Annotated in this window: 18 protein-coding genes; 2 read left to right on the forward strand and 16 right to left on the reverse strand. The window is 45.9% G+C overall.

Going from position 1 to position 25,307, the window contains the following annotated elements; translation table 11 throughout:
* Positions 1 to 91: 91 nt before the first annotated feature.
* From HMPREF2983_RS01765 to HMPREF2983_RS01780, 4 genes are all read right to left on the reverse strand, one after another.
* Positions 92 to 1,732, reverse strand: coding sequence for a hypothetical protein (locus HMPREF2983_RS01765; protein WP_070666078.1), 1,641 nt, complete (start codon positions 1,730 to 1,732; stop codon positions 92 to 94).
* 15 nt (positions 1,733 to 1,747) lie between these two features.
* On the reverse strand, positions 1,748 to 3,865 hold the full coding sequence (locus tag HMPREF2983_RS01770; RefSeq protein WP_070666119.1) for a TonB-dependent receptor: 2,118 nt from the start codon (positions 3,863 to 3,865) through the stop codon (positions 1,748 to 1,750).
* A gap of 131 nt (positions 3,866 to 3,996) precedes the next feature.
* Positions 3,997 to 4,317, reverse strand: coding sequence for a hypothetical protein (locus tag HMPREF2983_RS01775; RefSeq protein ID WP_246829312.1), 321 nt, complete (start codon positions 4,315 to 4,317; stop codon positions 3,997 to 3,999).
* Positions 4,318 to 4,555: 238 nt separating this feature from the next.
* Complete coding sequence (locus HMPREF2983_RS01780; RefSeq protein WP_168166195.1) at positions 4,556 to 4,756, reverse strand: hypothetical protein; 201 nt, start codon at positions 4,754 to 4,756, stop codon at positions 4,556 to 4,558.
* An 849-nt stretch (positions 4,757 to 5,605) separates the two neighbouring features.
* Between HMPREF2983_RS01780 and HMPREF2983_RS01790 the strand changes: the two genes are divergently transcribed.
* Positions 5,606 to 7,597 (forward strand): outer membrane beta-barrel family protein, encoded by a 1,992-nt coding sequence (locus tag HMPREF2983_RS01790; protein ID WP_246829313.1) that lies wholly within the window; start codon positions 5,606 to 5,608, stop codon positions 7,595 to 7,597.
* Positions 7,598 to 7,680: 83 nt separating this feature from the next.
* On the opposite strand, the gene HMPREF2983_RS14225 is transcribed toward HMPREF2983_RS01790, so the two are convergent.
* The 7 genes from HMPREF2983_RS14225 to HMPREF2983_RS01820 all read right to left on the reverse strand — a co-directional run bounded on the left by HMPREF2983_RS14225 (position 7,681) and on the right by HMPREF2983_RS01820 (position 14,733).
* Entirely contained in the window at positions 7,681 to 8,250 is a 570-nt protein-coding gene (locus tag HMPREF2983_RS14225; protein ID WP_246829314.1) for a hypothetical protein, read from the reverse strand.
* A complete protein-coding gene (locus tag HMPREF2983_RS14230; RefSeq protein WP_246829315.1) occupies positions 8,172 to 8,705 on the reverse strand; it encodes an acyltransferase family protein in 534 nt (177 codons plus the stop codon). The genes HMPREF2983_RS14225 and HMPREF2983_RS14230 overlap by 79 nt, the downstream gene beginning before the upstream one ends.
* Before the next feature lie 23 nt (positions 8,706 to 8,728).
* Positions 8,729 to 9,973, reverse strand: coding sequence for a nucleotide sugar dehydrogenase (locus HMPREF2983_RS01800; protein ID WP_070666090.1), 1,245 nt, complete (start codon positions 9,971 to 9,973; stop codon positions 8,729 to 8,731).
* A gap of 52 nt (positions 9,974 to 10,025) precedes the next feature.
* A complete protein-coding gene (locus tag HMPREF2983_RS01805; protein WP_070666092.1) occupies positions 10,026 to 11,360 on the reverse strand; it encodes an MATE family efflux transporter in 1,335 nt (444 codons plus the stop codon).
* Positions 11,361 to 11,383: 23 nt separating this feature from the next.
* Positions 11,384 to 11,632, reverse strand: coding sequence for a hypothetical protein (locus tag HMPREF2983_RS01810; protein WP_070666095.1), 249 nt, complete (start codon positions 11,630 to 11,632; stop codon positions 11,384 to 11,386).
* A gap of 239 nt (positions 11,633 to 11,871) precedes the next feature.
* A complete protein-coding gene (locus HMPREF2983_RS01815; RefSeq protein ID WP_070666098.1) occupies positions 11,872 to 12,876 on the reverse strand; it encodes a 2-oxoacid:ferredoxin oxidoreductase subunit beta in 1,005 nt (334 codons plus the stop codon).
* A gap of 9 nt (positions 12,877 to 12,885) precedes the next feature.
* The gene (locus HMPREF2983_RS01820; RefSeq protein ID WP_070666101.1) at positions 12,886 to 14,733 is read right to left on the reverse strand and encodes a 2-oxoacid:acceptor oxidoreductase subunit alpha; all 1,848 of its coding nucleotides are present in this window, start codon (positions 14,731 to 14,733) and stop codon (positions 12,886 to 12,888) included.
* A gap of 205 nt (positions 14,734 to 14,938) precedes the next feature.
* On the opposite strand from HMPREF2983_RS01820, the gene hcp reads away from it, so the two are divergent.
* Complete coding sequence (gene hcp / locus HMPREF2983_RS01825) at positions 14,939 to 16,591, forward strand: hydroxylamine reductase (RefSeq protein ID WP_070666123.1); 1,653 nt, start codon at positions 14,939 to 14,941, stop codon at positions 16,589 to 16,591.
* 123 nt (positions 16,592 to 16,714) lie between these two features.
* On the opposite strand, the gene HMPREF2983_RS01830 is transcribed toward hcp, so the two are convergent.
* From HMPREF2983_RS01830 to HMPREF2983_RS01850, 5 genes are all read right to left on the reverse strand, one after another.
* A complete protein-coding gene (locus HMPREF2983_RS01830) occupies positions 16,715 to 18,175 on the reverse strand; it encodes a C69 family dipeptidase (RefSeq protein WP_083314837.1) in 1,461 nt (486 codons plus the stop codon).
* An 18-nt stretch (positions 18,176 to 18,193) separates the two neighbouring features.
* Positions 18,194 to 18,550 (reverse strand): MarR family transcriptional regulator, encoded by a 357-nt coding sequence (locus HMPREF2983_RS01835; RefSeq protein ID WP_004377045.1) that lies wholly within the window; start codon positions 18,548 to 18,550, stop codon positions 18,194 to 18,196.
* A 13-nt stretch (positions 18,551 to 18,563) separates the two neighbouring features.
* Positions 18,564 to 19,052, reverse strand: a complete 489-nt coding sequence (gene trxA / locus HMPREF2983_RS01840; protein WP_070666104.1) for a thioredoxin — start codon at positions 19,050 to 19,052, stop codon at positions 18,564 to 18,566.
* An 800-nt stretch (positions 19,053 to 19,852) separates the two neighbouring features.
* Positions 19,853 to 20,329 carry a porin family protein gene (locus tag HMPREF2983_RS01845; protein ID WP_070666107.1) on the reverse strand — a complete coding sequence of 159 codons (477 nt, stop codon included), beginning with the start codon at positions 20,327 to 20,329 and terminating at the stop codon, positions 19,853 to 19,855.
* A 312-nt stretch (positions 20,330 to 20,641) separates the two neighbouring features.
* Positions 20,642 to 25,060: a pectinesterase family protein gene (locus HMPREF2983_RS01850; protein WP_070666110.1), complete on the reverse strand. Its 4,419-nt coding sequence runs from the start codon at positions 25,058 to 25,060 to the stop codon at positions 20,642 to 20,644.
* Between the last annotated feature and the right edge of the window lie 247 nt (positions 25,061 to 25,307).

Consider the following 25,307-nt stretch of genomic DNA (forward strand, 5'->3'; position numbering starts at 1 on the left):
CCTCTCTCTTCGGAGAGGGGTTGGGGGAGAGGCTTTCTTCCTCCCTTATTCCTTAGTAGAGGGGTTGGGGGGAGAGGCTTCCTTCCTCCTCTTAAAACCAGAAACTGCCGGCTTCAGGATTTGCATCGCCCTTGAAATTCCACCAGAAATCAAGAACGGCTTCTTTGAGATTAGTCAGTCCGAAAGCCTCCATGAGCGAACGAATTGATGTCAAGTCTTTCTGTGTATAGTCCTTTGCATCATTGCTTAACTTGTCAAAATCGGTGTTGTAAACCTTGTCATTAACTTCCCGTTCATCGCTGTCCATATAGATATTCATAGGCACATTGATAGTCGGCATCCATGCTTCATCCGTCAATTGACTACCGGATGGTGCACAGAACCCACTTGTCTTGCCATCCTTGAACTTAGAGTTTCGGGCGCGCATCAGGCGTATTTCGAGGTTAAACTGCTTATGGGTGTGCAGAAACTTAAAGTAGCCTTTCACGCCGATAGGGTTCTTTTCACCCGTAAAATCGGCTCCGTCAAAATGGTTGGTCTTGTTCCATGGAGTTGTGTCACAATAGAAATAAGAGAAGAACTTCGGCGAGTTTACGTCGTCACTCTCTTTCTTTCCACCGTAAGAAGGACGGATATTGTCTACCATGAAGAAGTGTTGATAATGGCTGTCTTCCCCGTTTTCGGTGATTTGCGAAGTGATATCATGGCCTGCTTTGTCATAATAATGAATGACGAAAGCCGACACATAATGACCGTTATTGCTGCCCATGAGATTGACAGACTTGGCATTCTGCGCGTCAGCTACCCACTTACCGTTTTCCAAAGTATAGGTAAGTTTATAGTTACGACCGATATATTTAACCTCTTTAGGTATTGAGTTCTGATGGAAAGCATGTGGACCGTGCAGGTGTCCGTTATAGATTTCAATCACCGCTTTAGCCGGGTTGAAGAGCGAAGGATCGAGTTCTGCACGCTCATTCGACTGTCCATCAATCGTAATTGGAAGCTTGACATTGATGTCCCACTGTCCGGTGCTGACTAATTTCCTTGCCGGATTATAGAAAGGAGAAGGCTTTCCGTCGTCTCCGAACTTGCTTTCTGCGGCGTGAAGCAGGTCAACAGAAAGCGTAAACTGGCGGCCGGGCTTCACGAATTTGATGAGACCCTGGAAGCCCATCGGGTTAGTTTCGCCGATGAAAGTACCGTTCAACTCGTCTATATAGCGGTAATCGTAGGGCAGTTCTGCCTTGTCAGTGACGCGAACAGAACTTATTCCACCTTGATACTTCACTTGTTTGAACATCGAGAAGAAGTGCTGATGTATCTTATCCTGACCGAGATTGAAGAACTGACTGTTCATCATTTCGCCCTTATCATTATAGTATTCCATCTTCAGAAGATAGACAACGGAAGGGTTGTCAACGCTGTTCTTCACCTTAAAAGCCTTGTTTTCGCTCGTTACATGCCAGCCCTCGCCTTTTGTGGTCTGCCATTCAATCACCTGGGCCGGCACAGAAGACGCCTTGAAATTGGCCATTTTCGGTGTTTTGTCGAAGTTTGCGGCATCATCAAGGGTACCTTCCTGCAACATAAAGACAGCGCGGACAGGGTCTTCATGCAGTTTATTTTCCTTCTCATTCTCGGGTTTTTCGGGGTTACAAGCCACGAACATACTGGCTATGACAGTGCTTAAAGCAAGCACAAAGCCGTTTATAAATTTCTTTGTTTTCATCGTTTTATGTTTTAATTAGAAGTTCCATGTAATCATACAGCGTATATCACGCCCCATATCATGAGCGTAGTAGCGGCTGCGGTTGGTATATTCCTTATACTCGCGGTTAAGGATGTTGTCGCCCATCAGACTCATTCGGAGTGACATTCCCTCACGCATCGGCACAGAAAGACTGGCTTCAAAGCCCACGAGATGATAGGCATCGGGAGTGAAAGCAATGAGATCTGTGGCCGGATTGAAGCGTGTCTGCTTGGCCACAAAGCGGTGGCTAAGCCCTATCTTGGGCGAATATGCCTTGCAGAAAGGCAGCGACCACGTCAGCGAATGTGTCAGGCGAAAACTTGGAATGTAGGGAAGATAGGCGTGAGACGGCATTTCACGCGCCCATATCATTGCCGAAACAAAGTGATAGTCGAGTGATTTGATGGGTTTGATGTGGGCATCTAAGTCTACACCTTGAAAGAAAGCACGTGTCTGCCTGTATTGAAACACGGGATAAGCTCCCGATACAACGGTGATATTTCGGCCCGTAGGCTGGTCATAGATGTAGTTGTTGATCCACTGAAGATAGCCGTCAAGCTGAACGTTGAAGTACTTATGGGCATACTTCAACGATGTAATCCACTTGTAACTCTGCTCCGAACGAAGTGTCGAATCACCTCTGACAAAGATGCCGGAGCTTAGTTCATTGCCGTTACTATAAAGCTCATAGACGTGCGGAGCACGCCAAGCGACACCGAAATGTGACGTCACTTTCAGTTGCTTGTTGATGTGATAATGGCCGCCGATACTATAGGTAAAGTTCGTGAAATCACGTTTCCCGCCATATCTCCTGCCTGTCCAATCGTAGCCGTCGGCCTTGGTTTGCTGCCCGTCGAAACGCACTCCGGCCTCCAATCCCCAGCGGTTGGCCGTGAGTTTCTGCAGTGCATAGAGGCCGAAAGCCACCTCGGTGTAGTTCGGGATGATAGGAACGACACCCGTTCCACGCTCATTATGGTTGTCGGTTACAAGCATCTGAGCGCCTGCTTCGCTTTTCCATTGTCCGTAACCCTTGTTCCAAACGAGTGCATTCTGCCATGAATTCAGATGCAGACTGACCGTAGGAATGTCGGAATGGTTCAGTCTTCGGATACGATTTTCACGTCGGTTGTCCTGCTGAAAGGTAGACTGGAAAGCGAAATGTCCTATGTTTTGATCGTCAAAAAAGGCTTTGAAATAAGCCGTGTGATGGTTGATTTGCTGAAAAGGATAGCCAATATGCCGACTGAAAGGCATGATATCAACGGGCCGTCCGAGTCTGATACGCTCTTGAAGCAGCTGCTCATTGCCCATCTGTGCACTCTGCATGACCCCTAATTTCTGGGCAAACAGACTGTATCCGGCCTCCAACCGCCATGCCTCACGGCTGTAACCAAGAGTCAACGAAAGGTCGTTCTCGCGCATTCCTGTATTGTTAAGCAAGTAATGTGCCGTGCTTCTGTCACCTCCGTTCTCGCTGTTCAGATGCAGACGCCACGCCCAGTTACCGTGCCATTTGAAGCTGCTTTCAACATAACCCGATGCTCCGAAGCGCCTGCCATTCGTGCCATAAAGGGTTGAAACCATGCCATGAAGCCCGCTGACTTCATAGGGCAGAGGCGACGGTTGCATGAGAATGATACCGCCAAGTGCCTCAGAACCATATTTAACGGCATCTGCTCCTTTCACCACCTCAATGTCACTATAGCTGTTCTTATCTACCTCGGGAGCGTGGTCTGCGCCCCATTGTTGGCCGGTTAATCGGGCCCCATTGCTCACCATGAGAATGCGATTGCCATACATACCATGGATAACGGGCTTTGAAACTATCGTTCCTGTCTGTATGGAACTCATGCCGCTGACGCCTTCAAGCAATGAACCTAAGGAGCGCCCCATGGCATCTGTGATGGCTGTCTGACTGATTTGGCTGCCTACTTGATTGGCTCCCATCATCTGACGGCGGGCCGAAACCACAACTTCATGTAGGCAAATGGAGTCGTGGACAGGTTTATCGGAAGTCTGTTTCTGTGCTTCTGACGGCATACACCAGCACAGGCATGCGAATAAAACGCCTGCCCACTGATGCTTGCCTGATTTCAATTTGAGCATCATAATCTGAAAATTAAATGTCAATAGCGGGTTCTTCTGCCTCTCATTTGTGCGAAGAACCGATGAAAAGGCCATGATACGGCCATGCGTGCACACGCAAGTGCACACTTATCCCCTATGCTGTAAGGTGACGATTAGCCTACTGTCGGAGGCGAATGGCTGTTGACAGACGCAACAACCTGATAGACAGTTTGTTCTGTGAAGACACATCTTTCAACCCAACTTACCGCTACAACGGGCACAAACATCATCGGCTTGACCACAGTCGACTTGTGCATGATGTAGTCACACACGCTGCAAACCTGCTTCACCGAGGCTTCATGACTGGCCGAAACCTTTGCTTTGCCGTGATAAGAAGAGTCGTGATAGTGGAAACCTTTAAGCACAACAGACGATGTGAACATTAAAATCAATGTCCAGACATATATGAGTTTTATCGTCGTTCTTGGCTTCATCGGTGTCCAAAAGGGGCATGTCGGCGTGTCAATACGCATGCCTTGAATGATATCCGCCGTAAAAGTACGAAAAAAAACAACGCATTATACCCCGTCAATGATTTATTTATACGATTTTAAATAGCATTAACATCTTTGAATAGTCTATGATAAGGCGAAATAAAATAAAGGGAGTTAACTCCAAACAGCCCCTATTTCTCTTTGGGTATAAACGTTCCTTCAGTACGTGAAATACCAATCAAGCGCTCCCCTTCGCACGTTTGCGCAGCAGCTCTCGTGCCTTGCTCGTAATCTCCATATTGTTCAGAGGATAGCCCAATCTCAAACATTCGAATATGGCTTCTGTCGCAATCTGCCTCACTCCTTGATGCAAACACAACACGTATTCCATGGCACTTTTGCCGTTTCTTAAAAAGATATTGGATAATCTTTCGTCCATATTTCAACATACATTAGGGTTTTGATGCAAAGATAAATGATATTATCTGAAATTCCAAACGAATGTATATAAAGTGTTGGAAATTAGGATAAAAGCCACCGATAAACAGCATGTCGAAAGGTAAGACGATTGTTGTTGCAGGAGAAATCAATTATAAATCATGCATTGTGAATTGTGAATTGAAATTCATTCTACATTCATCTTACTCCCTGTAAGAATAGCCGAAAAATGTAAAAATACTTGATGTCAGATTTGCATTTGCCTCAAAAAATGATTATCTTTGCCGTAGGGAAAGTGACTATGTGCTTTCCCTTTTTTCATGCCTTGCTGCAAAAGGTCTTGTAAGATGCGTCAAAATGCGGTGCAATCTGCGTCAAGTTACATTGTCATCTGCGTCAAGTTGTGTGCTTATCTGACGCAGATTGCAACGCAATATGCCTCATATGGCGAATTAAAAAGAAAGAAATCAGCACCCCATTTGGCTTTTACGGAAAAACAGAACAACGGCTGCCAACTTTCAATGTCAATAATTACGAAAACTTTCAACTGTTTTTTTGCAGTGCCGAATGGTGCTTTTCACACATGATTTCAACGCTGCTCACTTTGCCTTATCAGTATGAAAGACACGGGGTTAAAAGTCTTTAGAAGTGTTGGTTGTCATTGTTTAATGTCTGAGAACAATGGATAAAGAACGTGAATTTTAAGAAAATAGAGGGTAGAATTAATTATTTTTATGTAGCTTTGTGTCAGGAATAATGTTTAAATACCATAAATATGAGACTTTTTATTGCTTTTATCTGTTTTTATTCCTGCCTTGGGTTGTATGCCCAAAAAGCTGATTCGCTGCACATGGACAGCGTTGTTCACACCCTCCCTGACGTGATGATTAAGGGCGAAAGACCACTTGCCAAAGTACAGGGAAGCGCTATTATCTATGACCTTCCACGTCTGATTGCCAAGAAAGGTGCATCAAATGTCTATGAAGCCTTAAAGGAATTACCCGGCATCATGGAGCAGGATGGGAAGCTTTCCTTAGCAGGTTTCGGTACAACTTTCATCATTGACGGCAAAGTTTCCACGCTTTCTGCCGACGAAATTACAGCGCTTCTGAAAGCTATGCCCCCAAGTAAAATAGACAAAGTAGAGGTGTATTACAATGCTCCGGCTAAGCTTCAGGTGCGTGGAGCAGTAGTAAACATACGACTGAAACATGGCGGTGACAGTGAAACGCCATTGCAGGGAGAACTTGGTGGAGTATGGGCGCAGAAGCATGAACCTACATTTGACGAGCATGGAACCTTGCTTTTGAACAGCAAGAAGTTTGCCATGGACCTGTTTTATCAGCATGTTAACCGGAAAACCTATAGGACAATAGAATTCAACTCGCGTCATACCCTCAATGACGGAACCACACATCACATCGAATCCTTTGCGCCAAACCGTTATAAAGGCTATGGTCACAGGGTGCGGTTAGGCATGGATTACAATTTCAGTAAGGATCATTCGCTCACTCTGATCTATCAGATGACTAACACAAGCGGTTCAAGTCAGCAGACTACTACAGGGAATATCACGAGTCTTTCGGATATTAAAACACACACATGGCTGCACAACCTGCGGCTTGACTACACTGCTCCTTTCGGGCTGAAAGCCGGTGGAGAGCTTACATATTACCACGACCCATCGCATGAGAACCTTCAGAGTACTATCCCGACCGGCATGATGCGCCTCGCTGTTGATAACGAGCAGCGGATTAACCGATGGCGATTTTATCTTGCAAAAGAACATCAATTGAAAGGCGGATGGGGGCTGAATTACGGGGCAACTTATACCACAAGTATCAATCACGGCAGTCAAAACTACGTGCAAGTACACTCTACAACAGGCTACAGTCCGCAGTCCTCATACACGCGATTGCGCGAAGAGAGTGTGAATTTCTATGTAGGAAGCAATAAGGAATTCGGCAAAAAGCTTTCTGCCGAGGCTTCTTTGGCCGCTGAATATTACCACACTTTGTTATGGCACGAGTGGCATTTCTATCCTACACTGAACCTTACTTACCGCCCCAAAGAAGGCCATTTATTGCAATTAGGCCTAAGCAATAAACGAGAGTATCCTGCTTATTGGACAATGACTCCATTCACGGCATACTATGATGGAGGCTATAGTGAGATTACAGGAAACCCATATTTGAAGCCTTCGAGTGAGTATCAGCTGCAATTACTCTATCTTCTGAAGAACAAATATCAGTTGGTTACATGGTTCACGCATATCGATAATTACTTCATTCAAACGGTATATCAGCGCCCCGACAGACTGTCATTAAGCTATAAGAACTTTAATTTTAACTTCTCAGAACAGGCAGGTGTGCAGATGGTTATCCCTCAACAGTTTGGTAAAGTGTTGTCCTCCCGTCTCACATTGTTGGGCATTTGGCGACACGAGAAGGCCGAAGACTTCTATGATATTCCATTCAATCGCCATAGAATTTGGGGCGCTGTGACGCTGAACAATACGCTGACCGTATCAACAAAGCCCGACATCAACCTTTCAGTAAATGCCAGGATACGCTCTAAGAGCATTCAAGCCACGTATGATTTGCCGTCATCAGGCAGCGTGAACCTTAGTGCGCAATGGGCGTTTATGAAGAAGAAAGCTTCGTTGCGCCTATTCTGCAACGACCTGTTCCAAACGGAAACGATTGATCCTTACGTCCGTTTCAAGGGACAAGATCTTAGTGTCGATTACTCCTGTTACCGCACTTTCGGTCTCTCTTTCACGTATAAGTTCGGTGGATATAAGGAGAAAAAGCGCAAAGAAGCCGACACTTCGCGCTTCTGAAACAAGCAGAAGATAACGAGTTTAGTCTCTTTCCTCTCTGTCATTAAGGGGAAAGAGACTATAAGAAAAATTGAAAAGAGCATTTATGCTTTTGCGTTTTGCAAGAAAGGTAGTCTGCTGATGATCTGCTTAGCCATTGAAGTAATCGGAATGGAAACGACATAACTGATTACAATCAATACAACATAAATAACTAACGGATACTTAAATCCATAGATAAAGTCATGGAAAAGATGATAACAGAAGAATGAATGCGTCATCCACATCACCATGGATTGCCGTCCAAGTCGTTGCAGAATATGTGCTATGTGCACATTGAATTTGATATGAACTAACAGGAAAACATAAATGAATTCAAATGCCGGTGCAATGACTGATATCGTAAAAAAGCAGTTGATAATGAAAGTTGTTACGAGTGCAACGACAGCATATGACGAGTGATTTTCCAAGAATCGAGCACGCCATTTCCCTTTGTTTACATAGAAATGGAACACTGCTCCCACAACAAAAGATAGCAGAACATCGAAATAAACCAATACAAAATTATACCAAGCATCATAGTCTTTAGCCGGAGCTATGTATCGACTGATGATATATACACTAATGGTATACAGGACAAACGATACGGAAAGAACTGCGTACCCCCCCCCCATTTGTTAATAAATCTAAATACAAATGGCGCCGTAAGAGACAGCAAAGTGTAAGGGAAGAGGAACCAAGTTTCAGAGTTGTATGAACTGCTTAAACTCGAAACATTCAGCATTAACTTCGATAAACTGCCAGGATATGCGGACTCATTTACATAATGTCCGATGCTGACAAAAATGAGGAGAATGAGCCAATAGTGTATATAAATCTTCAACAGGCGCTTTACTTGTCCCTTCAGACTTAGTTTGTTGCGCACATAAACATAATGTAAACCATAGCCGCTGAGCATGAGGAAGATGCCTACCGGACTGCAGGCACGCGCTATGATGTTTACCAATGGACGGTCTCCGATATAGAGCCATGCACTATATTCACCGGGGTTCCAGTGGTTGAAGAGGTGAAGGAAGAGCATCATCAATATGGCAATGCCCTTAATATACGTTGTTTGTTCTTTTGTCATAACAGTAACTATAAGATGAAATGTTAGTCTCTGCGGAAGATGTCACGTGTATAAACCTTGCTTTCTACGTCGTCAAGGCAACTGTCGTAACGGTTGGCAATGATGGCATCCGACTGTGCTTTGAAGGTTTCAAGGTTGTTCACGACGCGGCTGCCGAAGAAAGTTGAACCGTCTTCGAGCGTCGGTTCATAGATAATTACCTGTGCTCCTTTGGCCTTGATGCGTTTCATCACCCCCTGAATACTGCTCTGTCGGAAGTTGTCCGAATGTGATTTCATCGTCAGACGGAACACGCCGATGCAGCACTTTTTCTCTTCCTTTGCGCTGTAATCTCCATGGTGATAGTAGTCATAATAGCCTGCCATACGCAACACTCTGTCGGCAATGAAGTCCTTTCTTGTGCGATTACTCTCGACAATTGCTTGGATTAAGTTCTCCGGAACATCGGCATAATTGGCCAGAAGTTGCTTTGTATCCTTGGGCAAACAGTAGCCTCCGTAGCCGAAAGAAGGGTTATTATAGAACGTGCCGATACGCGGATCAAGTCCTACTCCACTGATAATCGACTTCGTATCTAAGCCTTTCGATTCGGCATAAGTATCGAGTTCGTTGAAATAGCTCACGCGAAGTGCAAGATAGGTGTTGGCAAACAGCTTCACCGCTTCGGCCTCGGTGAGTCCCATGAAAAGCGTGTCTATGTCTTTTTTAATGGCACCTTCCTGCAAGAGTGCAGCGAATTCATGGGCCTTTTCATCGAGTTGTTGGTCGCCTTCAGGACGTCCGATGATGATGCGACTCGGGTAGAGATTGTCATAAAGGGCTTTGCTTTCGCGCAGGAATTCGGGAGCAAAGAGGATGTTTTCACAGGCATATCTCTTTCTTATTCCCTCGGTATAACCTACCGGAATGGTACTCTTGATGACCATGATAGCCGTGGGATTGACCTGCATGACGAGTTCGATGACTTCTTCAACATGGGTGGTATCGAAGTAATTCTTTACCGGGTCATAGTTTGTGGGCGTAGCAATGACGACGAAATCTGCATCGCGATAGGCTGCAACAGCATTTGTTGTAGCCATAAGATCAAGTGGTTTCTCGCGCAGATACTTCTCGATATATTCGTCTTGTATGGGCGACTGACGACGGTTTATCTGTTCAACTTTCTCGGGAATGACGTCAACTGCTGTCACATGATGATGCTGGCTGAGCAGCGTTGCAATGCTCAACCCAACGTAACCTGTACCTGCTACTGCTATCTTTACACTCATATTTGGATTTATTTTTATAGTTCTTATTCTTTAACGGATTATAAAACCGCCCTCAGACACGCATCTCCCGAAAGGCCGAATAAACGATAGGAATGGTCACAAGCAATGAAACGAAGTCGCTGCATGCCTGACAAATCTCAACACCTGTAAGTCCGAAGAAACGCGGAAGCACAAGAATGAGGGGGATGAAAAACAGGCCTTGGCGTGAAGCTGCAAGGATATTGGCCCGTATAGGCTTTCTACATGTCTGCATCATCATATTGGCCATGATGAGAAAAGCCCAGAAAGGAAATATCAACAACTGGTATCTCAGCGCACGGATGCCTATGGAAATCACGTCAGCATCATTGCGGAAGAGTTCTATGGCACCGTCGCTGAAGATGAAAAGCACTACAGACCAGAAGAGCAGAAAAGCCGATCCGAGTTTCACACAGAACCAAAAACCACCCTTTACACGCTCATACAGCTGCGCACCATAGCAGAAACCGCACATCGGTTGATAGCCTTGTCCGAGGCCAACGATGATACTAAAGATGAACATCATAATGCGGTTGACGATGCTCATGGCTGCAATTGCGGCGTCACCATACTGAGATGCGCTCACATTCAATGCGATTGTTGCCACGCTTGCAAGGCCTTGTCGCGACACGGAAGGCGTGCCCCCGGCAATGATTTCCTTAATAAACATCCGACGATGCGAGAAGTTTCGCGGTGTATAATGGATAATGTTCTTATGCCTGCTCATGACAAACATCACCACGAGTCCTACCAATTGGCCGACTACAGTAGCGGTAGCTGCGCCCTTGATTCCCATGTCGAAACCGAAAATAAAGAGGGGATCGAGCACGCAGTTCACTACGGCTCCCGCGATAATTCCATACATGGAATAGCGCGCATAGCCCTGAAAACGCATCTGATTGTTCATGCAGAGGGTACACATGATGAGGGGAGTGCCAAGCAAAGAGATGCCGAGATACTGGCGCGTATAGGGCAGAATGGTCGGTGTGCTGCCTAAAAGGATTGAGATTTTATCTAAGAAAAGCAGCCCCAAAGCCACGATGATGAGCGATGTAAAGAGTGCATAACCGAGTGCAGTAGTAGCCATAAGCTCGGCATTTCGACGGTTACGGCTGCCCAACTGCCGCGAGATATAATTGCCTGAACCGTTTCCAAAGAAGAAAGAAAAGGCCTGAACGAAGAACATTACAGAGAAAACGATGCCTACAGCTGCCGTTGCCTGTGTGTCAATCTTGCCCACAAAGTAAGTATCAACGATGTTATACAAGTTGGTGACAAGCATTGAAATGATTGTCGGAACAGCCATTGTTCCAATCACTTTCGGTATCGGTTCCCGGGTGAGAAATGTGTAGTTATCCTCCTGTTGCATGCGCCCTGTTCAGTCTTCTGCCTCTAAATCTTATTCAGAACACGTTGTTTGTCGTTCTTTTTCCCTATTTCATTGCAGTTCACTTCAATGTAAGCAATATTCTGCAAGTCGTGAGAAATGCTCGCCTTGTTGGTCGTCTGATTCTGCAAAGTGCCTCCGATGGTCGTCAATATGTTCTCTTCAATGGAGGAAACTTCATGCTTTCCAAAAGCCACATTGAAGGGTTGTGTAGTCATCAACTCATTGTTCTCATCCATCGTTTTTCTACTCATTATTGATTTTAGAGGCAAATATACGATTATTTTCTGACGGAGACAACCTTTTCATTCGTTTTTGTTGAAAACGCCATATACTTGTAAGCATAGGCCAAGAAAACGGGGAAAGCATTGCGATTCGCGTCAAATCAGCGCATAACTTGCGTAGTATATGGAGCAATCTTGAATGTTTTGTTAAACATAATGGGTTGAACATGCAGCACATGCTGTGTGAGTTGCACACGCTGAATGGCGCTTTATTCAACCGTCCAGATATCATTTGTTTCGAGCAATTCAGTGAAATTGTGATATCTTTTTCGGGCTTTCACCTCTTTAATCTGACTGTAGATGCAGTCTTCATAAGTAGGGGCGGCAACGTCGCGGATAACGCCCAAGGCCACAGGAAAACCGTGCTCATTGTCCATCATGGCCAATTTCAGCTGCAAAGTGTTGTCTTCACAGTGGGCATCATGCACGAGAATGTCTTGCTCTGTGATGCCGTTTTCGCCTAATTTCACGACTTTAAGTGCGAAGCCTTCTTGCATTAAGCCATATTCTTTGTGCTTTCCAAAGCGCATCGGACGGCCATGTTCCAAGTAAATGGCATGCTCGGCACGTCCTTCCCGTGTATAGATTGGGGCATAAGTCCCATTGTTGAAGATCATGCAGTTCTGCAAAACTTCGCATACCGAAGCCCCTTTGTGCTGTTGGGTTGCCTTGAGTGTTGCCACCGTATGGGCGCCGTCGTTGGCCACAGTGCGTGCAAAGAAGCGACCACGTGCGCCGAAACATAGTTCAGCCGGACGGAAAGGATCTTCTATTGTGCCGTAGGGACTCGACTTAGAGACAAAGCCTCGCGGTGAAGTTGGAGAGTACTGGCCTTTCGTCAAGCCATAGATGCGGTTGTTGAGCAGTATGATATTGATGTCGATATTGCGTCTTAAGGCGTGTATGAAGTGGTTACCGCCGATGGCAAGTCCGTCTCCATCTCCCGAAATCTGCCATACTGTGAGCTGCGGATTGGCCACTTTCACGCCGGTTGCAATAGCAGCCGCACGCCCATGGATAGTCTGCATGGCGTAGGTGTTGACGTAGTAAGACAGGCGTCCGCTGCAACCTATGCCCGAAATGACTGCCGTTTCATGAGGTGGAATGCCTGATTCGGCCATTGCTTTCTGTAGAGAAGCCAAGAAGAAATGGTCGCCGCAACCTGGGCACCAGCGTGGTTTTCCTTTTTTATAATCGTTGACTGTGTATTCCATAGCAGTGTTTTATTCGTTGATAATCTGTTGAAATGCAGTGACAAGAGCATCGACCATGAATGGTTGTCCTTTCACTTCATTGTATTGTCTTGGGTAGAAACCATCGATTTTCATGCGCAGATAGCCTGCAAACTGCCCCGTGTTCTGTTCTGCCACCACCACTTTGGGGTAGCTTCTGAACACTTCTGCCGTGTTCTTGGGCAGCGGATTGATGACTCGAAAGTGTGCCAATGCCACCTTACGCCCATGCTTTCTCAGCTCTTCCATGGCTGTATAAAGGTGTCCGAAGGTGCCTCCGAAGCCGACTATCAATAGGTCTGCATCGTTCTTATCCCCCAGAACGTGGATGTCAGTTACTGGAATTCGGGCCACTTTCTCGGCTCTTAACCGTGTCATCAGGGCGTGGTTATCGGGTTTGTTGGATATGCTTCCGGTCTCATTGTCCTTTTCCAATCCGCCAACAACATGCTCGCAGCCCTGCATTCCGGGCGTAGCCCAATAGCGTGCGAGGCTCTCCGGGTCACGTTGATAAGGACTGTAAGGGGTTGTTGAGTTGGCTTTTACCTTGTGAGGACGTATCTCCGGCAGTTCAGTTACAATGGGGAGGCGCCATGCTCCCGAGCCATTGGCGATGTAAGCATCGCTCAGTACGACGACAGGTGTCATGTGTTGCACTGCAATCTGACAGGCTAAATAAGCTGAGTGAAAGCAATCTGTGGGCGATATTGGGGCAATAACCGGCATCGGACTGTCTCCATTGCGCCCGAAGAGCACTTGAAGTAGGTCGCTTTGTTCGGTCTTTGTGGGCAAACCTGTAGAGGGACCACCGCGTGTAACATCAATAATGACGAGTGGAAGTTCATCCATAACCGCCAGATTTATAGCCTCCGACTTGAGACAGATGCCTGGTCCGGAGGTTGAAGTAACAGCAAGTGAGCCGGCAAAAGAAGCTCCGATACCCGATGCGCAGGCAGCCAATTCGTCTTCACATTGCATGGTAACGATACCAAGTGACTTGTGTTTAGACAGCTCAATGAGGATATCTGTGGCGGGAGTAATGGGATAACTGCCGAGAAAGAGCGGCAAGTTGGCTCTTTCTGCTGCAGCAATGAGACCGTAAGACAGGGCTTTGTTGCCCGTGATGTCCATGTAGCGGCCCGGCTTTTTGTGAATAGATTCGATGCGATAAGTGGCAGGAACCGACGCATGGGTGTTGTGCCCATAGTCGTATCCGGCATGAAGTACGCGGATGTTGCAGTCGGCAATCTGCGGTTTGTCCTTGAACTTATGGGCAATATAGTCCACAACTCTCTTGCGACTGCGGTTGAATAGCCAGCAAACTATGCCCAAAGCAAACATGTTTCTGCATTTAAGAACCGTCTTTGGGGCAATGTCTTCGCCTTTCAAGCAGGCCTTGACCATAGTCGTTATAGGGCAGGCTACCACATGGTCGGCCTTGATTCCGAGTTCTTTGAGATAGTTGTTTGTCTTGAATTCTGCCTTTCGAAGGTCTTCTTCCTCAAACGAATCAATGTTGATGATGATAGTAGCTGTGGGTGAAGCATACTGTATCTGTGTTTTCAAAGCAGCTGCATTCATGGCTACAAGCACGTCACATTTGTCGCCCGGAGTATGTACCTCTTCATCGCCAATCTTTACTTGATAGCCACTGACTCCAGTCAGAGAACCTTGCGGAGCACGTATGTCGGCAGGATAATCCTGTAGAGTTGAAATGCTGTTTCCGGCCGTTGCCGATACCAAGGAGAATATAGTTCCGGCCAATTGCATGCCATCTCCCGAGTCGCCTGAAAAGCGGATGACCACTTGTTTGAGTTCCTTTACTTCAAGTCCTTTCATGGGTGAATAGATAATGTCGTGTCAAATATAGAAGAAGAAAATGGAAAAAGCAAGAAAAAGCGTAAGAAAAGAGAAAAGAAAATGTATTCAGTTCTCTCGTTTTAATAATCATTAACGCCTCTCGAGTCACAATTGTTACCAAAGCAAAGGATATGGATGAGCTAACTTTGCACCACAAATTGAAACATAGATAAACAAAAACATGATGACAGAAAACAAGATGTTCTGTTTCCAATGCCAGGAAACAGCAAAGGGAACAGGGTGTACAATTCAGGGCGTTTGTGGCAAAACAGCTGAAACCAGCCAATGGCAAGACCTGCTGTTGAGCGTAGTTCGTGGAGTAGGAACCATTGACCATTGTCTTAAGAAGGCTGGAAAAGAAAGTTTTCCTGCTGTAGAAGACTTTCTTACGGATGCTCTTTTTACGACGATTACGAATGCCAATTTCGACGATGATGCCATTCTTCGCAAGATAACCGACGGCATTGTGTTGAAGAAACAATTGGCAGATAAAGCATCAGAAGAAAGTGTTTCACTCCCGGATTGGCCCGAAGTGAAGTGGGGAGGAGATGAAGATGACTTTGAAGCAGAGGGTAAACGCGAGGGTGTTCTGCGCACAGAGAATGCCGATCTGCGTTCTCTGAAGGAACTTACCGTGTTGGGTTTAAAGGGAATGGCAGCCTATTATGAGCATGCTTCACGTCTTGGGGAGCATAGTTCTGCTATCATTGATTTCATGAGTGAAGCGCTTTACACAATCACTGACCCTGATTCAAGCATGGAAACACTGCTCAATTGTGTGCTCACAACAGGCAAATACGGTGTTGATGTCATGGCACTGCTCGACAAAGCCAATACAGAAGTCTATGGAAATCCAGAGCTTACGAAGGTCAATATCGGTGTAGGCAAGAACCCTGGCATACTTATCAGCGGTCACGATCTTAAGGATATAGAAGATCTTTTGAAGCAAACCGAGGGCACAGGCATTGATGTTTATACCCACGGTGAAATGCTTCCAGCCCATTACTACCCACAGTTGAAGAAGTATAAGCATCTTGTAGGCAACTACGGTAATGCCTGGTGGAAGCAGAAGGAAGAGTTTGAGACGTTCAACGGCCCTATCGTTTTCACGACCAACTGTATCGTTCCCCCTTCTCCAAAAGCCAGTTATAAGGACCGTGTCTTTACGACTAATGCTGCCGGTTACCCCGGATGGAAACATGTTGAGGCCGGAGCTGACGGACATAAAGACTTCTCTGAGGTGATAGCCTTGGCCAAAACGTGTCAGGCTCCGACTGAAATTGAACACGGAGAAATAGTGGGTGGCTTCGCACATGCACAGGTCTTTGCCCTTGCCGACAAAGTAGTTGAGGCCGTAAAGAGCGGTGCAATCCGTAAGTTTGTAGTCATGAGTGGTTGCGACGGACGTATGAAGAGCCGCAATTATTACGAAGAATTCGCTGCAAGATTACCGAAAGACGTTGTTATCTTGACGAGTGGCTGCGCGAAATTCAAGTATAATAAGCTCGATCTTGGCGCCATAAACGGCATTCCCCGCGTGCTTGATGCAGGCCAATGTAACGATTCTTATTCCTGGGCTGTAGTCGCTTTGAAGCTTAAAGAGATATTCGGAGCCAACGATATCAACGAACTTCCTATTGCTTTCAACATCGCTTGGTATGAGCAGAAAGCCGTTATCGTGCTGCTGGCACTGTTGTCTTTAGGCGTGAAGAATATCCACATAGGCCCTACACTGCCTGCATTCGTGTCGGAAGGTGTGCTGAAAGTCCTTGTAGAAAACTTCGGGTTAGGAGGTATCACTACCGTAGATGAAGACATGAAACGCATGATTGGCTAAGTTTTGTCATACACTATACATCAAAAACCGCATCGAGTAATCTTCCCGATGCGGTTTCCTTTTTAGGTAAAATGCCGGAAAACAAATCTTTTCCCTCTTTTACTTTCTTGACTTTTTCCCTTTCTATGCTCCGTGGAACAGGTATTCATTCTGTGTGTCGAAAGTCATTTGAGTGAATAGTTCATTGAGCAGATGGTCGGCCACATCAAGCGCGCGATGAAGCAATCGGTCTGAGAATTGCTGCAACATCGTGTTAGCTCGCTGCGGATTGTCTTTGTAAACAACGAGATACTGGGCTTCGAAATCATGTTGCAAGCGGTCATTTTCAATCTCCAACTGTGCATAACGGTCTTTGATGATTGGTGCATAAGCATTGTAATTGACCATTCCTAAGGTCATCACCTTACGGAACTTCCAGTATGCCGACTCATGATCAGCTTTCCCTCTACCGCGGGTATAGGCTTCAGGAACACGCTTTACGCCTTGATAGAGCGGTAGAAATACGCCTAAATCTGCCATGCCGAGAGCCACATAAGTGATGTGTCCGATGCTCTGTGGAAGGTTTGGACGCACTTGAATGATGTGTGTCTGTGTCGTGCGGAAGATAGAAACCGGCCGATAAGGTTCCTTGCCGTTGTTGTGCAAGTAGGGGTCATGTGCGGTGCCATCATAGTGAAAGCGGAAAGCTTTACGCAATGTTTGAAGACTTATTTTCTCGTCAGCTTTGGCGAAAACGGGGAACGTATTGCGGCTCACATCGTTCTTGACAGAGGGCGAAAGCAGTTTCTGAATGCCCCACACACGGGGGTAGTTATACGTGAAATCATCACGATCGGCATCCTTACAGTCGTGTGAATAGGCTTCATGGAAATCGAACTTGCCTTGCTTCGGGTCGTAAAGTCCGTTCTTTTCAGCAAAGGAAATCAAGTCATCTGAAGCCAAATAGTTTTCTTTGTCGTTAGGATCAAAGTCGCGGAAACGGCTTTGATTGCCTGTAACGAAATATTGGTCGCGAGGCATTTTGCAAGCAAGCCAACGATGACCGCATGCGTTTTCAAGATACCAAATCTCGTTATCATCAATGAAACCGATACCGAAACCCTCGGCCGAACCATATTCTTCAATCAGTTTCCCAAGGCGTTCCACACCTTCACGTGCTGTGTGAATGTAAGGTAAGACGATGTTATACGTGCAGTTTTCTGCCAATCCATCTTTCACATAAGGGTCGTATTCAAGTGCCTTTTGGCTGCTGAAGATCGTCTCTGTTGAACTCATTCCCACGCCAACTGTATTGAAACCGGCACTTCCCCATTCGCCCGGGAACTGGTAATCCGGCAGAGCTGTGTAGCCCAGAGCAGTCTTGGGAAGTGGGCATCTGAAGCCACTGTCCTTGGCTACAAACTCAGTTGGCCCGTCAGTTGTGTTTTCATGAAACTCATAGTTGATAGCCATCATCGCATCAAAATCGCTCGAACGGCACAGATAACGTGAGCCGTCAGTGCTCATCTGGTCGCCGACAATGATGGTTGTACACTCTGATGACAACGTTGTTTCCCTGATATTCTTTTCTTTCTTCATGTTCATTGATTTATGTAATATTGTTTATATTGTCAGACTTTGCAGCTGTTCGGGCAGTTGAAGTGAGTCGCATGTAAAGTGTTCCAACAGCTCTTTTCCATCTTTGGTGATAGCAAAGCGCATGCAACGCTTGTCTTCTTTACATGTCTTTCGCTTGATAAGATTTCGGTTTTCCAAAGAGGCAATCACCTTTGATGCGTTTGACGGCGTGAGTTGCAGCTCGTCGGCAAGCTCTCCCGAACTGATGTTCTCATGCTCTGCAACGATACATAGCAGCATGGCATCATTCATATTCAAGTGTAGCTGCCTTTGAAGTTGAGCTTCAAAAGCAGCTATATTACGGTAAATGTCTCTGATTTTACAAATACATTCCCTGTCCATCAGCATTCATTTTTTATTTGAGCAATGTGCTTTTAATTGCATCTTCCAACTGTTGGCGGTTCATTGCACCCACCTGCATGGTGGGTTTCCCGGTCTTTGGCACAAAGAGAAGCGTTGGAATACTACGTACACCGAAGAGGGCTGCAAGTTCTTCCTGTTTGTCAACATCAACCTTATAGAAATCTACTTTGCCGTCATATACGCCTGCAAGTTCGTCTATCACCGGGGCCGTTGCCTTGCAGGGACCACACCAGGTGGCATAGAAATCAATCACCGCAGGACGTTCACCTTCGAACACCCACTCGTTAGGATGCTTCTCATAGTCCATCACTTGCTTCTTAAATACATCTGCTGTCAGCTCTGTTACTTTCATCTTTTTCTCCTTTACTTGTTTTTGATTATTTTGCTTTGTCTCTGTAGGCGTCTTGCCACTCTTGTTTTGTGAGCATGCACTCAGGCCGATTGTAGCAGCCAAGGCCATGAAGATTATCTTTCTTTTCATATTTCCTCATTAGGGGTGAATACTTGTTTTACTTTTGTTTCCATTGGAAAACATTGCAAATATAGAGGTTAATTTCCGAATAAACAAATTTCCATTGGAAAATAAATACTATTTAACTAAATGGCCCTTTGTTTTAAGTTGTGCGCTGTTGACAATGGAATTGTTCACCTTATTATATTAATATGGGTGCTTTGCAAAGACACATTGAATCATATCAACAATGTATTCTCCATACAAGAGAAAACAAGACACAATTATTTACAAATTGCTTCATGAGATTTGCACAGTTTTCTTGAAAGTCAATCTCGCTCTGAAAACGCGAGTTTTCAGGCTGTTTTGTAAAGTATTGTAAGTCAGGTGATTATGGAGATAAAGCCGTTTTAATAGTTCTCTTTACATGAAAAAACGAAGTGATTTGCACCATTTCAGTGGCTCATTCAAGTCATTTTACGTGCTGATTTGATGCAAATAGCGATGCTTAATGACGCAAGTTACAATGTAATGGGCTGCAAATGAGCACGCCAAAACCATGAAAAGGGGCTGCATCATCGTGGAAGAAAGCATTTCTGTTTCTATTTGGAAAGGAAAAAAGAACGGTTTTATTGCGAAGTTTCCTGACATTGTTTTTCCAAACATTCAGTGTTTCTTGCCAGACTTTCTGCGGGGAGATATAACATAGGGAAGACTTTCAAGAGCGTCTTCCCTATGTTAAGTTCAATGTCTTCTAAAGGTTAAGGCAGATTCGGTTTGCATTTAATTTGCAAATAGGTTGCCTGTAACTGTATCGTTTCAGTGGTTGCTTAGAACACGTAAACCAAGCTGACATCCATCACACCACGGTCAATATCAGAAACAAACTGATAGTAGGTTTCGGCATTGAAATGCAGGTTGGGAGCGATATTTAACTGTATACCGCCTCCAAGATTAAGGCCGGCTTTGGTTGAACTGACGCTCGCGCCGGGGCCGTCATAGTCAGCTCCGACGATAGTCATACCGCCGAGAGGATATACTTTGAACCGATTGGTGATGTGAAAGAGGTAATGTAAGTTCATGTTTACATCCCATGCACTGACTTTGTTGTCGCTCTTCGGATAGAAATTAGCAGTGAACTCCGGTCTGAAATGATTGTCGATGTTGTATCGTGCAATTGCTCCGAAGCCCAAGTGAGGCTGTTCGGTGGCGTAATTCAACCTTGCACCCAGCTCAATAGTCTTGGCTTGGGCAAACGCTCCAATGCTTATCAGCATGAGCGTCAACGTGAATAATAGTTTCTTCATGTTGCTTTCTGTTATGTAATTTATTATTGATGATGCACTTTCCACTTTGTTGTTTGAACGCGGACCGGTGCTTTTTTATAACTCTCTTTTACGTTTCCTTTGCTTTTGTCTATGCGTTATACGCCGTTATCCATAAGGTCTTACGCTGCAAATATAGGCATTTTCTTTAGTTCTTAGGAAGATATGTAGGTTAAAAAGCGTTATCGAAGAGGCGTTTGTCCATGCTGATTTCTTCACAAAAGGCCTTGCTGCAAGGAATGCGCAAGGCCTTTCTGACGATTTGTTTTATCGGTGTTGTCTTCTCTTTGATGTTTATCTTACAATTCTTTTGCAGGCTTTCACGCTCCCATCGGCAAAGGCTTGCACAACGACTACCATGCCTTGAGTCTGCGCATTGCATGCTGTTCCGTCGGGACGAAAGTAGTTGGTACGGACGACTTCTTTGTCATTGGCTGACAGGTTGCGCAGATTGGTGGTGACAGATGATGAAGTTGGTTCACTGAAACCACCCATGGCATTGGCTGTCCGCACAGAATAGATTGCCCCGTTCGCTACATCTTTGAGCGTATATTGCAGTGATTGGGTGATTGTGAGGAGTTCATTGTCCTTGAAAACAGCATACCATGGGTTGGGTGTTACCGTTGAAGAAGCTGTCCACGACAGTGTTTTCCCATTCAGTTTCACATCAGGTGAGGTCGCCTGTGCAGTCAGGTCGGCCGGTTGCCAGTCGGGAAACACCTTGTCAAGTGTGAACAATGCCGCTGAATCTGCACTCATTGTAGTGTTGTAAGTGTAGTCCCCTGTGCTGTGAGTGAAGGTTACAACATTCTTCTGTGGTGTCAGAATGTTATCTTGTTCATCTTTAGAGGCGTACTCCTTGAACTGATAAGCGGCAATGTTCATGCCGTTGAGCGTGAAGCGTTTGATGCTGTTGCCTTCATTGAGGGGCTGTTCATTCATCGTTGTTCCTATCCAGGCAAGTTTCGATTTGCCTCCCCAGCTGCGGCCAAGTGAGTAGCCTTCTCTGTTCAGATTGGTGATTTTGCAGTCGCGCATCACGTAGCCAAAATGGTTGTTTTCAGCAGGGTAGGGGGCTGCAATGACGTCGGTTCCCCCATTGTTCAGGCTGCGTGGTTCGTTCACGAAGTTCACTTTATTGAAGAAAACATCGCCACTTCCGCAGACATAATCCACAGTTCCGTGAATCTCTCCACCCTCGAAGTAATACTGTCCGTTGCCATTGCTGTAATAAGTATCCTGATATGAGCGCAGATTTACATGTTTGCAAATGGTGCGGTTTCCTTTGTCTTGAATGGTGACAGCACGTCCGGCTGCACCGCTGTTATAGTAATCAAGTGCGTTCTCTATGGTCAGATCCTGCAAGTAAGTGTTATTCCCCATGATGAGAAATGTGGCAGTTGTTGCTATACCTTCATTGGCAGCGCTTGGTTTGTTGCGGATAATCGTCTTTTCTGCACAGGCGCCTATGAGCGAAATGTTATTGCCGTTGATAGGTATAAGCACCGTTTCGCCGAGGTCATAAACCCCATTTGGAATGAAAATCTTAGTGCGGTGACTGCCTGCTTTGGCATTGGCAATGAGTAAAGTGTTCAGCAAACTTGCTGCATCTCCGGCCTTAACAACATAATATCCCGCCTCATTCTGTACGACAGGATTGGTCTTGGTGTTTGCAATAGTGATAGCATGGAGGTAGACGTTATTGTCAAAACACAGATGAAGTACATCTGCATTGCCTTGATATTCATAGCTGATGACAGCACCGTCTGTAGCAGCTTTTGCCGGCAGTGATGCCAATTGCTTTCCTTTACTGTCTTTAATGATGAGATTACCCGATGAATAAATGCAGCCTTTCAGAAAGATGTAAGCGTCTCCACCCACTAATAATTCAACATCATCTGATGCTCCAAAGGCCCAACCATGCTGCCCGTCATGATGCTTTGCAGGGCCTTTGCTGTTGAAAGCTTCGTGATCTTCATCGTAGAAATAGCTGTCGGTGAGGTCAAAGGTATATCGTTTGCTGGTGCTTTGAACTTCTTTTTCCGTGGCAACAGCATAGAGAGCAGTGTTTGAACTAACCTTGTCATTTATGCTCATCTTACGGTTGTGAGCGCCTGATGCAGCAGCAAACCAGCCACGAAACACCTTTCCTTTGTCCACGGTTACATTCGAAGCATGATATGAAAAGGCTGTGATAGGGGCATCTTTCTCTATCTGTTGCTTCCCAATAACACTGCCGTCAGTGTTATAATAAGTAAGCGTGATGTTTGATTTCCAGATAAATTCAACCACATAGTTCATGGTCTTACCCCCCGAACTGACCTTTATTGTGACGCGACATCCCTTGTCTGTTGTTGCATAGGCAATATGTTCTATCGTGCCGTTCTCGGCAATAATATCGGTCAGCGGATTGCTTTCGCCAATCATGGACTGCGTTTTCGACAGTTCAATCGTAGCCAGTTGGCTGCCGTCGGCTTGCTCTTTGAACAGCGTAGCAGCCTGATATACCTTGCCGTTGGCTTTGAACGATGCCAGAACTGGCGTTGAACTCTGATCTACTTTGCCATAGATAGCGAGTTCAAAGAGATAGGCATTCTGATTTGTCGTGAGGTTGGTGAAGCGCAAACAACAATTGTTTTTGTTCACCTCTACATCTACATCGGCACCTGATGAAGGGTTGGCTTCACTGCTGCTCAGCGTGACCCAATCCTTGTCTCCGCTACCTTTTGCTTCGAGTTTCCAGCCACGTTTGCTTCCCGTTGCACCGTGTTTGAAATGCACTTTCGTGATGTTTTTCAATGCAGAAGTGGTCACCATAGGCGTCGGACTCTTTGAAGCCATGAGATAACCACCTGTCCATTTCGGGAATTTAGCAGTGTTCTTGTTGGTCGAACTGACCTCTGTATCAATGAGAGTGAAGTTTAATTCCTCATGACTATAACGTGTCTGGAGGCTTACTGTGCTTGCCGTTGCAGAGGCTTTAGCACTCGTCCAGTCAGAAAAATCAGTTGAATAGAGTGTCTTTTCAACGCCGACAATCGGCCCGGAAGGGTCGTTTGGGTCGACAAGTTTCACCGTTCTACCATTGTAGTAGTCAAGTCCCGCAGCCTTGTTGCAGGCAGGATAATATTCATCGACGCTCGTTTCGGCATCTTGGTTCTCCCTTTTCACAAGGTCTTCTACCAAGCTGTTGGCATAGACTTCAAGGTTGGTGTAATAGCCTTTCGGGTCAAGCGAGCTTGTAAGGGCATCGGTAGCATCGTTCGGATTGAGTCCGTTTGCCTGCTCCCAAGCATCGGGCAGCCCGTCATTGTCACGGTCGAAGTCGGCCAATCGCTTACCTGTTGGGAAGTTTTTCTCCGTGTAACCGTCAACATCTTTCACGACATCTATAATGCCGGGTCTGCCTGTTTTACTGCCTGTATAAGTAGCCGTTCCATGGTTAGCCTCCTGATTATACCGCACGTCTACCGTGTCGCGAAAGAGCGAAGCGCCTGCAAAGGCCAGCACTTTCTCATAGGCTTTCGTGGCTTTGTGCGTGGTGACAGCGCCTGTCGCAATAGGTGTTGTCAGCTTGATGGCAGCATATGGTTTCCCATTATAGGTTTTGTGGGCAACGTCTTGATAGTAGTTGCCGGCATCGAGCGTGTAGGGTTGCGCGTCAATCGTCTGCACCCCATTGTCGAAAGCGACGCCTTTCCAGTCATAATCCTGTGCTTGTGGGCCTGCAGCTTCAACGTAATTTCCCTGAATGAAGTAACGGCTTGTCATGCCAATCATATCGCCTTCGGTTGAATTTCCATTAGAACCGACGCTGATTTCGGTTACTCTTTTCGTGTTTTTTGTAGCAGGGCCGGCCTTATAATAGTTGTTGATGATGTTGATTTGACCGCCACCTGGCCCACCATAACAGCCATTTCCGCTTCCCCAGTTATAGAGAACGCAGTTGCGAAAGTCTACATTTTCAGCCATCACTGTATTGCTCCAGCGGTGTGAAGCGTATTGAAGATTATCCGTATATCCGTTCCAACGGTAGCGTGCTCCATTGAAACGAGGTGCCCGGTTGTCTACACTTCCTATATAATTATGGTGGAAACTGGCCAACTTTCCGCCCCAGATGCCGCCGTAACCATGCGCTCCCTTGTCATGTCCGGCATTGGTCAAAGCCTCGCCGAGCATGCACCATTGCATCGTGAAGTTATTGTTGTCGTAGAATGAAGCGAGTTCGTCAATGCTCCAACTCATCGAGCAATGGTCGATGATGACGCCCGTGAGGTGGTTGTTCCAAATGGCATCGGCACCGTCGTTCACGTCCCGTTCCTGTCCACGGCGAAAGCGAATGAAGCGTATGATGTTGTTTGAACCCGGGCGAACGGTATAATATCGGATTGTAATTCCAGGGTAGGGGGCTGTCTGTCCGAGGATAGTTGTATTCTGACCGATGTTGAGATCGGAGGCCAAAGGAATGACTCCGCCCACATCAAAGACTATGGTTTTCTTCTTGTTTCCGCTTACTGCGGCACGAAGTGAACCCGTTCCGGCATTGTTGAGATTAGTAACATGGATGATTTCTCCGCCTCGACCACCCGTAACATAACGTCCGTGGCCTTCTGCTCCGGGGAAAGCGGGAGCCTGTGCCCATGCTGCTTGCAGGCCGAAAGCACTGAACATGCAGAGCATCATCACACTCAAACAGTTTTTGATTTTCATCATTTTATAAGGTATAGTTTGGTAGATTGTTGCTGCAAATATACATTTTTATCAGCATATCAGCGAGGAAAAACGGTGTCAATCTATGCCTTTTTCTACGTAAACGTTTGCGAATTCAGTTCCCTGTGATTGCGTTTTGCATTCCTGCATCATCGATAATGCAGCAGAATGTAATTTGAGTTACACGCTGTTTTTGTAAAGTTTGTTATCCGATTTTTAACACATGGTAGTTTCAACTACCAAATGCGAA

Origin of the sequence: Prevotella sp. HMSC077E09 (assembly GCF_001814685.1) — a bacterium.
Lineage (GTDB): Bacteria > Bacteroidota > Bacteroidia > Bacteroidales > Bacteroidaceae > Prevotella > Prevotella oris.